Raw genomic sequence first — 14,043 nt, forward strand, 5'->3', positions numbered from 1 at the left:
TGGGCTATCGCCAAGCGGTAAGGCAACGGATTTTGATTCCGTCATGCGTTGGTTCGAATCCAGCTAGCCCAGCCATATATGCGGAAGTAGTTCAGTGGTAGAACACCACCTTGCCAAGGTGGGGGTCGCGAGTTCGAACCTCGTCTTCCGCTCCAATTTTAATAAAGTTATTTAGTCTTGAGTAAATGGCGGCATAGCCAAGTGGTAAGGCAGAGGTCTGCAAAACCTTTATCACCGGTTCAAATCCGGTTGCCGCCTCCATTTATTTACAAGCTGCCGGGGTGGTGGAATTGGCAGACACACAGGACTTAAAATCCTGCGGTAGGTGACTACCGTGCCGGTTCAAGTCCGGCCCTCGGCACCATTTATAATTTTAACTTGCCTTTTTTATTTTGCCGATGTGGCGGAATTGGCAGACGCGCACGACTCAAAATCGTGTTCCTTCGGGAGTGTCGGTTCGACCCCGACCATCGGTACTTTAGCTTTACTTGACAGGATGATTCCTGTTTTTATTTTTACTTATCGGTCGACAAATTTTGATAATATTTGCGGGTGTAGTTTAGTGGTAAAACCTCAGCCTTCCAAGCTGATGTCGTGAGTTCGATTCTCATCACCCGCTCCATACATATTGTTATCACAACGCAGTGTCTCGCTTTCAAAGCTGAGATGTTGCGTTTTTTATTTTTAGCGTAAATATAGCGTCTATCTTGAAAAGATAGACGCTATATTTACGTACATCAGTTAATGACTTGATAGGTTGCTGCGCCGCCGTGAATTTGAATGAACATGTCACTTAGGGATTTAGTTAGTTTATAAGCCCGTTCTTCTGAAAGTGAAGGCTTTAAATAAATGAACTGTACAGCTTGTGTTGTCTTTTCAGTTACGTACGCTCGGTTAGAATCGACATAAGGGCTTCCGAAAGCTCCTAGGGCATCTTTAGAAATGATTTTATTTTCTAAAGAAATGTTACGTTCATTTAGAGCTTCATAAGACTCTTCTTTTTTACCGATAGTAAATTCGATGGGGCCTTCTAAATTAGAGGAATCATAAATTCCAATTGGGACTTCATATTGCAATGAAAAAAAGTTGTTAATGTCCACAGCAGAATTGATAGAAGGCAAATACGTTTGTTTTCCTATTCTTCTAATTAAAGCTTCTATAGAAGGACGGTATTTACTTGGATCAGTTCCAAATGTTTTGAAAAGCTTTCTCCACTCGCTAACACCTTCGAATTCTGTTACTTTTTTTGACTCAAGGTCAAAATAAATGGATTCTTGAAAGAGGCGCAGACGTCCTTTTAGCATTTGAGGAGAATCACCAACTTCAATATTTTTATACTGAATGATTCCCATTTTAAAAGAAGGGCAAAGCTGTTTAATAGCGGGCGATAATGTAAAGTTCATTTTTTTGATCCTTTCTATTATAATTAGTATTTGTTCGTTTATAGATACCATCCTATCATTTCATTGAGTGAGAAAACAGTTCAATGCATGAATATATAGAATTTCTTAGAAAGGAGGCCATTATTCACTATGAATGCGTATCAGTTGAAGGAAGAAATTATTTCATACAGCAAAGAGATTGGAATCGATAAGATTGGATTTGCGAGTGCTTCCATGTTTGATGAGTTAAAGAATCGATTGTTAGCACAGCAAGAGTTAGGTTATGCTTCAGGCTTTGAAGAACCTGATATTGAAAAGAGAGTAGATCCCACATTAGTTGTTCCAAAAGCTAGATCGATTATTTCAATTGCACTTGCGTATCCTTCTAAATTAAAGGATGCACCAAAGAGCACAAAGGAAGATCGCCGTGGAATCTTTTGCCGTGCTTCTTGGGGGCAAGATTATCATACGGTTCTACGTGATAGGCTTCAAAAGCTTGAAACCTTCATAAAAGAAAAAGTACCTGCAGCTATCCTTCAATCGATGGTAGACACAGGTGAGCTGTCGGACCGAGCTGTAGCAGAAAGAGCTGGTATTGGCTGGAGCGGTAAGAACTGTGCGATTATTACACCTGAATTTGGTTCCTACGTGTATTTAGGAGAAATGATTACAGATATCCCGTTTCCTCCTGATAAACCGATAGAGGACGGTTGTGGTACTTGTAATAAGTGTGTTGATGCGTGTCCTACGGGTGCGCTTGTAACAGGCGGTCAGCTGAATTCGCAGCGATGCATTGCCTTTTTAACCCAAACAAAAGGATTTTTAGCTGAAGAATTTCGAAGTAAATTAGGCAATCGTTTATATGGCTGTGATACATGTCAAACTGTGTGTCCTGAAAATAAAGGAAAAGACTTTCATTTTCACCCTGAGATGGAGCCTGACCCAGAACTTGCGAAGCCTAAATTAAAACCGCTCTTAACGATGAGTAATCGTGAATTCAAAGAGAAATTTGGACATGTTTCAGGTTCTTGGAGAGGGAAAAAGCCAATTCAGCGTAATGCCATTATTGCACTGGCCCATTTTAAAGATCAAACCGCCGTTCCAGATTTAATTGAGTTAATTAAAAATGACGTTCGCCCTGTCATTCGAGGAACAGCGGCATGGGCGTTAGGCAAAATTGGCGATAAAGAAGCGTTAGATATACTTATGAACTTAAGAGAAAAAGAAAAGGACCAAGAAGTAATTGAAGAAATGTCAAAAGGTATAGAGATGCTTCAAGAGATCTAAACCGTATTTTTATTGATAAAGTTAGCTAATGAGTCATAGCGTATAATAAACGCTTAGAAAAGTGGTGACATTATGCTAACAAAAAGGAATGTATTATATACTTTAATTAAAGCGCGTGCGGACAGCTATGTAAAAGGTGAGCTTCATGAAGACTTTAAGCCTTTCATTGAACATCAGTGTGAGCTAAAGCGGTCTCTTATAAAAAAAAGAGAAGTTGATGTTTTAAAATGTAATATGAAAGGTTCTATTCAATCTGCTCATACGGATCAGGAAGAAACAAGAGTATTATATAAGGTGCACATTCAGGCATTTTTAAAACAAAACGATTTTTTCTATATAGAAGAAGAAATTGAAGATCGTTTAGCTCTTTTTTATAAAGATACGCTTATTCAAGATGAGCTGCTGGTAAAGGGTTTTTCTGAAGATAAGGTTGAAATGGATGTAGAAGAAGTAGAGGAAGACGAAGAAAGAGCCTCTTATTATGATCGTCTTGCGGCTGTTCAGTATGCAGAAAAACATTGGGATAAACCTAATGAAAGTTATAAGCAGTTTGAGGTAAACTGCACCAACTATATTTCACAGTGTTTGCATGCAGGAAAGGCGCCGATGCGGGGATATCCTAAAAAAGCAAACGGATGGTGGATGAGAGGGAACGCCTGGAGCTATAGCTGGGCAGTTGCTCATTCCATGCACAGCTATTTAAGTAACTCCAAATCAGGACTTCGGGCTGTGAGGAAATCTTCAGCAAGCGAACTTGTCCCGGGAGACGTTATCTGCTACGATTTTGAAGGAGATGGAAGATGGAATCATACGACGATTGTTGTAGCAAAAGACGGTCACGGTATGCCTCTTGTGAATGCGAACACGTATAATAGTCGAATGAGATATTGGGCTTATGAAGATTCAACGGCTTACACGCCAAAGATTAAGTATGATTTTTTCCATATCGTTGATCGGTAAGTCTTTCGTTTTAGCAAGTTAGTGGTATAATGATGAATAGATTTGTTAGCAGAGGTGAAAATTTGTGGGAGTACACGTAGTGTTATTTCAACCAGAAATTCCAGCAAATACAGGAAATATTGCGCGAACATGTGCAGCAACAAATACGACGCTGCATTTAGTTCGTCCGTTAGGCTTTTCAACAGATGATAAAATGTTAAAGCGAGCTGGATTGGATTATTGGGAATTTGTAAATGTGGTGTATCATGATTCATTAGAGGAAGTATTCGAAAAGTATCCTGAAGCAGGTTTCTACTTCATCACAAAATTTGGTCAGCAGCCACACACAACATTTGATTATAGTGACTTAGAGCAGGATCATTTCTTCGTATTTGGAAGAGAAACAAAGGGTCTGCCAAAGCACATTATTGAAGAGAACATGGAAAGATGTCTTCGTTTACCGATGACAGAAAATGTTCGTTCTTTAAATTTATCTAATACAGCAGCTATTTTAATCTATGAAGCGCTGCGTCAACAAAATTATGCTGGTTTATCTTAAGTAAAAAGCGAGGTTCAAATTTTATTGAACCTCGCTTTTTTATTTATGTCGACGATGATATGTAGTGGTTATTTTTTAACGCCCGGTTTATCATTGTATCCCGCTCTGAAGATGGATGCTAAAAAAGCAATTGTTACTCCTAATACTAAAAGTAAGCGCATTGATTTTCCTCCTCAATCTAATTAAAAGGATTATATAGCTACTGCAGTTAAAACCGACTTCCCATATCTCATGATGATAATAATGACAAAATAACTCTTCTAGAGACATAAGTTCTCTAACAAAGTTTAGCCGTTCCTTCTTACTCTTTTATTATAGCTAATAAATACTTTACTGTGAATGCCTAGCAAGGACAAATTTCTGAATTTTACAATTTAAAAAGCATGTTCAAACATTTTGCTGCATAGATTGTATTAATCTTGTTCACTAGCACCATAACTAGTAGGGGAGGTCCTTTAATGGATATATTAAAGAAAGTTGAAAGATACCGCGAAGAAGAGAATCGTCTTAAGTGGGAAGGGACATTTGAAGAGTACCTAAAGCTGATTAAAGATGAGCCTTTAATTGCTCAGCCTGCACACTCTAGAGTATACAACATGATAAAGGATGCAGGAATTGAAGAGGTAAATGGTAAAAGACATTATAAATTTTTCAGTGGACAAATGTTTGGACTTGAAGATTCGCTAGAACGCTTGGTGGAAGAATATTTTCATCCAGCTGCAAAGCGTTTAGATGTTCGTAAACGTATTTTACTTTTAATGGGTCCAGTAAGTGGTGGTAAATCGACGCTAGTGACCATGTTAAAAAGAGGGCTTGAAGCTTATTCGCTTACTGATCGAGGAGCTGTTTACGCTATTAAAGGATGCCCAATGCATGAAGATCCGCTGCATTTAATTCCACATCATTTGCGTAAAGACTTCTTTGAAGAGTATGGTATCCGAATCGAAGGAAACTTATCTCCTTTAAATACAATGCGATTAGAGGAAGAGTATGGCGGGAGAATTGAAGACGTCATTATCGAACGCATTTTCTTCTCAGAGGACAAACGAACTGGAATTGGAACGTTCAGTCCTTCTGATCCGAAATCTCAAGACATTGCCGACCTAACAGGAAGCATTGACTTTTCAACAATTGCAGAGTATGGATCTGAGTCAGATCCGCGTGCTTACCGCTTTGACGGAGAGCTTAATAAAGCAAACCGGGGAATGATGGAGTTCCAGGAGATGTTAAAATGTGATGAGAAATTTTTATGGCATTTACTCTCTTTAACCCAAGAAGGAAACTTTAAAGCAGGAAGATTTGCTTTAATTAGTGCAGATGAATTAATCGTAGCGCATACAAATGAAACAGAGTATCGCTCGTTTATTTCCAATAAGAAAAATGAAGCTTTGCATTCACGAATTATTGTAATGCCTGTTCCATATAACTTAAAAGTGAGTGATGAGGAAAAAATTTATGACAAAATGATTCGTGAAAGTGACGTATCAGATGTTCATATTGCCCCTCATACGTTACGTATTGCGTCTATCTTTACTACATTAACGAGATTAAAAGAGCCTAAAAAAGGCGATATCGATTTATTAAAGAAAATGCGCCTATACGACGGTCAATCTGTAGAAGGCTATAACGATGCAGACGTAGAAGAGTTACAAAAAGAGTATACGGATGAAGGAATGAGCGGTATTGATCCTCGTTATGTCATTAATCGCATTTCATCTACCATCATTCGAAAAGATATTAAATCAATCAATGCATTAGATGTACTGCGTTCATTGAAAGAAGGGCTAGCACAGCATGCATCTATTTCTGCTGAGGATCGAGAGCGTTACCTGAATTATATTTCTCTGGCGCGTAAAGAATATGATGAAATTGCTAAAAAAGAAGTGCAAAAAGCCTTCGTTTATTCGTATGAAGAGTCCGCTAAAACATTAATGGATAATTATTTAGATAATGTCGAAGCATACTGCAACAAAAATAAGCTTCGTGATCCGCTAACAGGAGAAGAGTTAAATCCAGATGATAAATTAATGCGTTCAATTGAAGAACAAATTGGTATTTCAGAAAATGCAAAAAAAGCATTCCGCGAAGAAATCTTAATTCGTATTTCGGCTTATGCACGTAAAGGAAAACGATTTGATTATAATTCCCATGAGCGCTTACGCGAAGCGATTCAGAAAAAATTGTTTGCGGATTTAAAAGACGTAGTGAAAATTACAACGTCCACTAAAACACCAGATGAGCAGCAGCTGAAGAAAGTAAATGAAGTAGTGGCTCGATTGATTGATGAGCATGGATACAATTCAGTATCTGCTAATGAACTGCTGCGCTATGTAGGAAGTTTGTTAAATCGATAACTCAGTACTAACAAGAAAACATGGCACTTCCGATCTGTGCCATGTTTTTCTTATCTCTTAAAATAAACTCTGCATAATTAGGCTAATGTGTAGTACGCATTGCACTTAACCATCATATGATAAGTCATAAACATATACATGACACTAGACACTATAAAATGAATAGTTAATAGTGAAAGAATTAGTTAGCAAGTATACCATTCTTGCGCATAGGATAAGAGTAACCAACCTTTGAACTAAAGGTATTTGTCAGAAACTTTCGGTATAGCTTATGCATGCCGAGTAAAAATGTGCAGGTGTTTTTTAAATAAGGAGGGGAATAGCGTGGGAAAAGAAGTAGATAAAAGTTTTGCTGTCTCAAAAGAAGACTGGTCCCTCCATCGTAAAGGCCACGATGATCAAAAAAGACATCAAGAAAAAATTAAAGAAGCAATTAAAAATAATTTACCGGATTTAATTACAGAAGAAAATATCGTGATGTCCAATGGAAGAGAAGTTGTTAAAATTCCGATCAAATCATTGGATGAATATCGAATTCGGTACAATTATGATAAAAACAAACATGTGGGTCAAGGTGATGGAGACAGTAAAGTTGGGGATGTAGTAGCACGTGATGGATCTGCTGGAGATGGTCAAAAAGGAGCAGGAAAAGGTCAAGGAGCAGGGGACCAGGCTGGAGAAGACTACTTTGAAGCAGAAGTGTCTCTTATGGAGCTTCAAGAGGCTTTATTTGCTCAATTAGAACTGCCTAATCTTCAGCGAAAAGAATCTGATCAAATTGTTGTGGAGCACATTGAGTTTAATGATATACGACGTACAGGTTTGATGGGGAATATCGATAAAAAACGAACGATGATGAGCGCTTACAAGCGAAACGCAATGACAGGAAAGGCTGCTTTTCATCCTATTTATCCGGAGGATTTAAAATTCAAAACGTGGAATGAAGTTATAAAGCCAGAATCGAAAGCAGTCGTCTTAGCTATGATGGATACGAGCGGTTCGATGGGCATATGGGAAAAGTATATGGCAAGAAGTTTTTTCTTTTGGATGACACGCTTTTTACGTACGAAATATGAAACAGTGGAAATTGAATTTATTGCGCATCATACAGAGGCAAAAGTAGTATCAGAAGAAGACTTTTTCTCTAAAGGAGAAAGCGGAGGAACTATCTGTTCATCTGCTTACCGAAAAGCGCTTGAATTAATTAACCAAAAGTATGATCCGAGCCGCTATAATATTTACCCGTTTCATTTTTCAGATGGCGATAACTTAACTTCAGATAACGCAAGGTGTGTAAAGTTAGTAAATGAATTAATGAAAGTGTCAAATATGTTTGGATATGGGGAAGTGAATCAGTACAATCGACATTCCACTTTAATGTCTGCGTACAAAAATATTCAAGACGAAAGTTTTAGACACTTTATTTTAAAACAAAAATCAGACGTTTTTCACGCGATGAAAAGCTTTTTTAGAAAAGAAACAGAAGACCAGAAATATGCTTAACCTAAAAGGCCTAGACTTGTTATCTAGGTCTTTTTTATGCGGTTTATTCAGCGCTTCTTTGGAGATAGTAAAAGTACGACTTTATCCAAAAGGAGAATAAGTGAATGAACGAAAATATAAAGAGCGAAATGCAAAAACATCAACAAAATCAGCGGTTGAACGCAGCTGAGTTAGGTTACTTATGGGCGCAATATTTAGGCGATACGCTGTATGTATGTGTTCTTGGGTATTTTCTATCTGTTGTAAAAGATGCCGAGATTAAGGATCTCTTAAAAAGAGCCCATCAGATTTCACAAACTCATGTAGACGAATTGACGGAATTATTCAGTTCGGAAAAAATTCCAATACCAGTAGGTTTTGGGGAACAAGATGTGAACAAAGGAGTTCCTGCTTTATTTGATGATATTTTTATGGCTATTTATGTAAATGAAATGGCAATTGGAGGTATGAAAAAATATGCCAGAGCCCTAAGCGCAGTGAGAAGGCAAGATATTTATGATCACCTGTCTCGATGTGTAAAAGAAAGCGACAGTCTTTTAGAGGATTCTAACCACGTTATTTTAAGAAAAAGCATGCTAATGAGACCTCCAGTTATTCCTTATCCTGTAAAAGTAAATTTTGTGGATCATAAAACGTTTATATCACCATTTTTCTCTCAAATGCATCCTCTAACTTCTTTGGAGGTTACGGCTATTCAAGAAATTGTTAATACAAATGTATTAGGTAAAACGCTGATGCTGGCATTTAGTCAAGTAGCTACCACACAAAAATTACGCTCTTATTTTTTTGATGGAGTCAAGCTTGCGAGTAAGCAAATCAAGCAATTCACTGAGTTATTGTCTGAAGCTGACCTACCAAGTCCGCGTCTGCTTGATGCGTATGTAACCAACTCAACGATTTCACCGTTTTCAGATAAACTGATGATGTATCATACTTCCACAGCGGTGACGATCGCTATTGATAACTGTGGTGCTGGCTTGTCTATGTCGTTCCGTTCGGATGTCGCATTAGAATTTTCTCAGCTAATCGGGCGTATAGGGAAGTATGGAAAAGATGGAATTCGGATTATGATTGAGCAAGGTTGGATGGAAGAACCTCCAATGTCAACAGACCGTAAGAAGTTGGCGGAGAAATAATAAGGAGTATGTTGTCGGTTATCAGTAATTTTGCGGTACTGAAACATATATAGCTAAGCGAAAATAGATTGCTCTAGACCCACTTGAATGAGCAGTGATAAGATAAAAAAGCTGATTTTTCAAGAAGTAAGTCGAGGTGTGCAAATGAACAACAGTATAAGGGAGTCCATTGCGAAAAAAGTAGCATGGATTAGCGTATGGAGCAATATTGCCCTTACGCTAGGAAAAGTAATAGTAGGATGGATTGGAAATAGTGATGCTGTATTTGCTGATGGTATTCACTCTGCAGCGGACGTATTTGCCTCTATTATTGTCTTGTTGGTTATACGAGTAGCAAATAAACCAGCAGATGATGACCATCCATATGGACATGGAAAAGCAGAAGTGATTGTCTCAGGAATCGTAGGAATTATTTTATTGCTTGTATCATTTTATGTGGTATTTGAAGGAGTCGTTGGTTTATTCCATCCGGTTGAATCTCCAAATATTTTAGCCATGTGGATTGCTGTTATTTCATACATAGCAAAGGTATTGTTGTACCGTTATTCTTTAAACGTAGCGAAGCAGCACCACAGTAAGGCAATTGAGGCAATTGCCTTTGATCATAAAGCAGATATTGTTGCTTCTATTGCAGCGGCAATTGGCGTTTTATTATCGATTATTGGTGATAAAATGAATGTTCAACTGCTGTTATACGGAGATAAAATAGCAAGCATCTTTGTTGCTTATTTAATTTTTAACATTGCCAGACAAATGATGGGAGAGTCTTTTCAAATCTTAATGGAAGGCAATATTGATGAAGAGCTACTGAAAGAACTTGAAGAAAGCATTTATGAATTTGAAGATGTGAAGCGGATTGATCGCGTTCGAGCAAGAGAACATGGCCATTACATATTAGTGGATGTACGTATTTCAATTGACCACTTTAAAACAATTAAGGAAGGTCATGATTTAGGACGAGAAATCAAAGCAACACTTATGAAAAAGCATGATAATATTCAGGAAGTATTAATCCATTTGAATCCTTATTATCCAGATTAAAAAGACGCAGCGAAAATTTTCCGCTGCGTCTTTTTGCATTTTTTTACATACTATTCATTTTTTTAGAAACAATGAATAATAACAAGAGACATCGAGGCAGGTGAGTGGCACTGTTAATTAAACGAAGGCCTAAGCGAACAAAAAGTCCTATCTCCCTTGAAGAAAAAGAGCCAAAAACAGAAATTGAACTTGGCACAAATGTAGAAGAAATTCTAAAAATGCTGGAAGAAAGGTTAGACTATACGAGTGATATAGGGCAAAGGTGGCTGAAATTTAATCATGAGCGTGCGCTTTTAGTCTATTTTGTGCCCCTTATGGATTCAATCAAGTTAAATGATCATGTTATCAAACCGTTATTAATAGAAAAAGAAGGGGAGATAAAAGAAGTCATTCAGGCTGCTTCTATTACTCCTACAAAAGATTTGGATGAAATGATTAGTTTAATGAGTCGAGGTGCTTCTCTTCTATTAATCGAGAATGATCCGTTGGTTTATGCAATTGATTCCACAAAAACAGCTACAAGAGAAGTGAACCAAGCGCTGAATGAGAAAATAATCAGGGGGTCTCAAGAAAGCTTTGTGGAGAGCTTAGATAAAAATTTGAACTTGATGAGACAAAGGTTTTTAGATGGAAGCCTTATTGTACGTTATATCGAAGTAGGAAGTATTTCACGCACGCGAGTAGCGGTTTTATATTTGAAAAATATAGCTAACGTAGAGATTTGTAATACGATCATTAATCGTATCCAACAAATTGAAGTGGATGGAGTGGATAGTGGGAGTATCATTGAAGAGGCTCTAGAAGATTCGCCTCTTTCACCATTTCCTCAGCTGTTGAACACCGAAAGGCCGGATCGGGTAATGGGCAATCTGTTAGAAGGAAGAATGGCAGTGCTAACAAATGGAAATAGCTCTGCGTTGATTGCTCCCGTTAATTTTTTCTCTTTTTATCAATCGCCTGAAGATTATAATACGCGTGCACTTTATGGCTCATTTTTCCGCCTTTTACGTATATTCAGCTTTTTTGTAGCTATGAGCTTACCTGCAATTTATATTGCAACGATTTCTTTTCATTATGAATTGATTCCTTTGGACTTAGTTTTTACAGTAAAAGGTTCTCTTGAGAACGTTCCGTTTCCTCCGATAGTAGAAGCGTTTATTATGGTTTTAATATTAGAGTTACTAAAAGAGGCTTCTCTTCGGCTGCCTTCTTCAATTGCTCAAACGATTGGGGTAGTTGGAGGGTTAGTTATCGGTACAGCAATTGTTGAGGCGAGTTTAGTTTCAAATATGATGATTATTGTTATTGCTCTAACAGCCGTTTCTTCCTTTGTTGTGCCATCAAACGAAATGAGCACTACGCTGCGAATTTTAAGTTTTCCGATGATGATTGGAGCAGCAGTTTTTGGCTACTTGGGTATTGTCTTTGTATTAGTTCTTATTGTTATGCATTTAGTTATTTTAGAGTCTATTACGATGCCTTACTTAATCCCTTTTGCGCCCTTTAAAATTTCTGGTTTAAAGGATGTTTTTATGAGGATGCATCAGATCTATTTGAATGAAAGACCTGCTAACGCTAAGCCTCAAAAACGCCAACGTCAAAAAGCGATAAGGAATTGGGATTCAAATGAATAAAAATAGTATTTCAGTCAGTCAGCTGTTCTTTATCATTTTACAAACGCAAATTGGTATTGGTGTTTTAGGGTTACCTTATAACTTATTTAAGACGGCGCATACGGACGGCTGGATTTCAATGTTAATTAGCGGGTGTATTATTCAAGTAATTACATTATTCCACTGGGGATTAACGCATCGTTTGCCAGGTCTAACTTTATATCAGATGACTAGCAAGCTGCTTGGCAAGTGGGTAGGTAATTTTTTAAATATAGGATATGTATTTTATTACATCATTGTTTCAAGTGTTATTACTGTTTTGTATGTAAACGTGTTAAAGCGCTGGCTGTACCACTTAACGCCAGCGTATGTTTTGGTCCTTTTATTAGTTGTGATTGCGCTGTATTTTGCAAAAGAGAATGTCCGCAATATAGGGCGTTTCTTTACAATTGTATCCGTATTTTTAATTATTTTAGTGCTGTTGATATCGAATGCTTATAAAGAGGCTGATGTCCGGTACCTGTTTCCGATTGGGCACAGCGGTATTCAAAATATCTTGCTGGCGTCAAAAGAGGGAAGTATTTCAATGCTAGGTTTTGAAGCGATTTTGATTTTAGCTCCATTTGTAAAGGCAAAATCTACTATGACATTAAAGATGGTCATGCTTAGTAATTGTATCGTTACCGTTTTATATGTATATATCATCATTGCTTGTTATTTGTTTTTTAGTCCGGATGAAATCTTAATCGTACCAGAACCGGTTTTGTACATTTTGAAGGCGACGCAAAACTCAGTTATTGAACGAATAGACTTGGTTTTTATTACCTTTTGGATTATTTCTGTTATTACGTCCCTTATTATGTACGTGTATATTTCAAGTGTAGGCATGCAGGAAATATTCAAAAAGAAAACTCACCGTCCGTTTGTTCCAATTGTATTGATATTCGTAACAGGTCTTTCCATTTATTTTTCAAAAACGGATAATCTTGTGACAGCTTTATCACAGGCAACTAACTATTTAATTTACGTATTCATTTTCTGTATTCCTATTTGTTTGTTAATTCTATCATGGATAAGAAAAGGAACAGTAAAAAATGAAGCATAAACTTATCAAGATCTTCAATGTATGTTTAGTTCTAAGTTTTTTAACAGGATGCTGGGATCAAAAAATGCTAAAAGATACGATGTTTTTGTCTACAGTGGCTTATGAAAAAAAGAAAGGAAATAAGGTGATTTCTACTATTGCGATCCGCTCGTACACTTCTAAAGAAGGGATTTTAGTGAATAAAACCTACCATGTGGCAGGAGAATCACCTCGGGATGATCGAACAAAAATTAACCAGCAGGTTTCTGGAATTGTAATGTCTGCTAAAAAGAGAATAATTTTATTTGAAGATCGATTAGCTAAAGAAGGTATACTAGAATTATCAGACGTTTTATATCGTACACCAGAAAGTCCTTTGACGGCTAAGTATGTCATTGTCGAAGGAAAGCCGAGTACTATCGTTGAATTACAGCAAGTAGGAGAAGAGCTAATTGGAGAATATTTAGACGGAGTTGTTCATACGGCTGAAGCGAATTCTTTAGTACCAATTGAAACTCTTCAGTCACTTTGTACCGTGTTGTTTGATGAAGGAAAAGGGCTAGCTCTTCCTTATATGAAATTAAATACTGAAAATAAGACCGTTGATGTAATCGGTACAGCTTTGTTTAATAAAGATAAATTTTCAGGCATTACATTAAATCCTGAGGAATCCAAGGTGCTTCTTTTATTAGGAAATCAAAAAGATAAATATATGATTATGAGTGACAAAATTACCATACATGACCAAAAGTATGTAGTATCGTATGATGTGTCAGACGCTAAAGCAAAGATGAACGTTAAGCCGGATGCGATTCACGGGGTAAAAGTGACCATACCACTACATGTAAAAGTAAGCATTAATGAATTCACTAAAAACGAAATGTCATCCCCTGCATTAATAAAAAATGTACAGGAAGAAATTGAAAAAGTTCTACAAAAGAAAGCAGAAAAAGTAGTTGTAAAGTTGCAAAAAGCTAACTGCGATTTTCTTGAAATAGGAAGAGAAGTAGCCGCTTATCATCCGAGTATATGGGAAAGGCTTAAATGGAGACAGGATTATAAAAACATCTCGATTAATCCGAAAGTACAAGTGGAAATTATCCATCGTGGAATTATTAATTAACAAAAGTCATGCGAAAAGCATG

At 37.1% G+C, this 14,043-nt stretch carries 11 protein-coding genes and 6 tRNA genes; 16 read left to right on the plus strand and 1 reads right to left on the minus strand.

The window, feature by feature from the left end; genetic code table 11:
* The 6 genes from ACFX4G_RS27480 (at window position 1) to ACFX4G_RS27505 (ending at window position 622) form a co-directional block, all read left to right on the plus strand.
* Window positions 1-75: transfer RNA gene (locus tag ACFX4G_RS27480), tRNA-Gln, on the plus strand.
* Window positions 76-80: 5 nt separating this feature from the next.
* Window positions 81-155: transfer RNA gene (locus ACFX4G_RS27485), tRNA-Gly, on the plus strand.
* A 32-nt stretch (window positions 156-187) separates the two neighbouring features.
* Window positions 188-261 (plus strand) — tRNA-Cys (locus tag ACFX4G_RS27490).
* Window positions 262-275: 14 nt separating this feature from the next.
* A tRNA-Leu gene (locus tag ACFX4G_RS27495) sits at window positions 276-364 on the plus strand.
* 30 nt (window positions 365-394) lie between these two features.
* Window positions 395-476: transfer RNA gene (locus tag ACFX4G_RS27500), tRNA-Leu, on the plus strand.
* Window positions 477-548: 72 nt separating this feature from the next.
* Window positions 549-622: transfer RNA gene (locus tag ACFX4G_RS27505), tRNA-Gly, on the plus strand.
* 115 nt (window positions 623-737) lie between these two features.
* Here the strand turns inward: ACFX4G_RS27505 and ACFX4G_RS27510 are convergent.
* The gene (locus ACFX4G_RS27510; RefSeq protein ID WP_162215197.1) at window positions 738-1,403 is read right to left on the minus strand and encodes a B3/B4 domain-containing protein; all 666 of its coding nucleotides are present in this window, start codon (window positions 1,401-1,403) and stop codon (window positions 738-740) included.
* Window positions 1,404-1,532: 129 nt separating this feature from the next.
* On the opposite strand from ACFX4G_RS27510, the gene queG reads away from it, so the two are divergent.
* The 10 genes from queG (at window position 1,533) to ACFX4G_RS27560 (ending at window position 14,021) form a co-directional block, all read left to right on the plus strand.
* Window positions 1,533-2,669, plus strand: coding sequence for a tRNA epoxyqueuosine(34) reductase QueG (gene queG, locus ACFX4G_RS27515; protein WP_016762876.1), 1,137 nt, complete (start codon window positions 1,533-1,535; stop codon window positions 2,667-2,669).
* A 72-nt stretch (window positions 2,670-2,741) separates the two neighbouring features.
* Window positions 2,742-3,629: an amidase domain-containing protein gene (locus ACFX4G_RS27520; RefSeq protein ID WP_013081558.1), complete on the plus strand. Its 888-nt coding sequence runs from the start codon at window positions 2,742-2,744 to the stop codon at window positions 3,627-3,629.
* A 64-nt stretch (window positions 3,630-3,693) separates the two neighbouring features.
* On the plus strand, window positions 3,694-4,167 hold the full coding sequence (gene trmL / locus ACFX4G_RS27525) for a tRNA (uridine(34)/cytosine(34)/5-carboxymethylaminomethyluridine(34)-2'-O)-methyltransferase TrmL (protein ID WP_016762878.1): 474 nt from the start codon (window positions 3,694-3,696) through the stop codon (window positions 4,165-4,167).
* 458 nt (window positions 4,168-4,625) lie between these two features.
* Complete coding sequence (locus tag ACFX4G_RS27530; RefSeq protein WP_013055179.1) at window positions 4,626-6,521, plus strand: PrkA family serine protein kinase; 1,896 nt, start codon at window positions 4,626-4,628, stop codon at window positions 6,519-6,521.
* Window positions 6,522-6,809: 288 nt separating this feature from the next.
* Window positions 6,810-8,024 (plus strand): sporulation protein YhbH, encoded by a 1,215-nt coding sequence (gene yhbH, locus ACFX4G_RS27535; protein ID WP_272911289.1) that lies wholly within the window; start codon window positions 6,810-6,812, stop codon window positions 8,022-8,024.
* 104 nt (window positions 8,025-8,128) lie between these two features.
* A complete protein-coding gene (locus ACFX4G_RS27540) occupies window positions 8,129-9,160 on the plus strand; it encodes a DUF3231 family protein (RefSeq protein ID WP_377578254.1) in 1,032 nt (343 codons plus the stop codon).
* A 144-nt stretch (window positions 9,161-9,304) separates the two neighbouring features.
* Window positions 9,305-10,201: a cation diffusion facilitator family transporter gene (locus ACFX4G_RS27545; protein ID WP_043978126.1), complete on the plus strand. Its 897-nt coding sequence runs from the start codon at window positions 9,305-9,307 to the stop codon at window positions 10,199-10,201.
* A 104-nt stretch (window positions 10,202-10,305) separates the two neighbouring features.
* Window positions 10,306-11,835: a spore germination protein gene (locus tag ACFX4G_RS27550; RefSeq protein WP_377578257.1), complete on the plus strand. Its 1,530-nt coding sequence runs from the start codon at window positions 10,306-10,308 to the stop codon at window positions 11,833-11,835.
* Entirely contained in the window at window positions 11,828-12,919 is a 1,092-nt protein-coding gene (locus ACFX4G_RS27555) for a GerAB/ArcD/ProY family transporter (RefSeq protein ID WP_043978124.1), read from the plus strand. Before ACFX4G_RS27550 ends, ACFX4G_RS27555 begins: the two co-directional genes overlap by 8 nt.
* Window positions 12,909-14,021: a Ger(x)C family spore germination protein gene (locus tag ACFX4G_RS27560; RefSeq protein WP_043978122.1), complete on the plus strand. Its 1,113-nt coding sequence runs from the start codon at window positions 12,909-12,911 to the stop codon at window positions 14,019-14,021. The genes ACFX4G_RS27555 and ACFX4G_RS27560 overlap by 11 nt, the downstream gene beginning before the upstream one ends.
* Window positions 14,022-14,043: the final 22 nt, after the last annotated feature.

Origin of the sequence: Priestia sp. YIM B13486, assembly GCF_042787865.1 — a bacterium.
Taxonomy (GTDB): domain Bacteria; phylum Bacillota; class Bacilli; order Bacillales; family Bacillaceae_H; genus Priestia; species Priestia megaterium.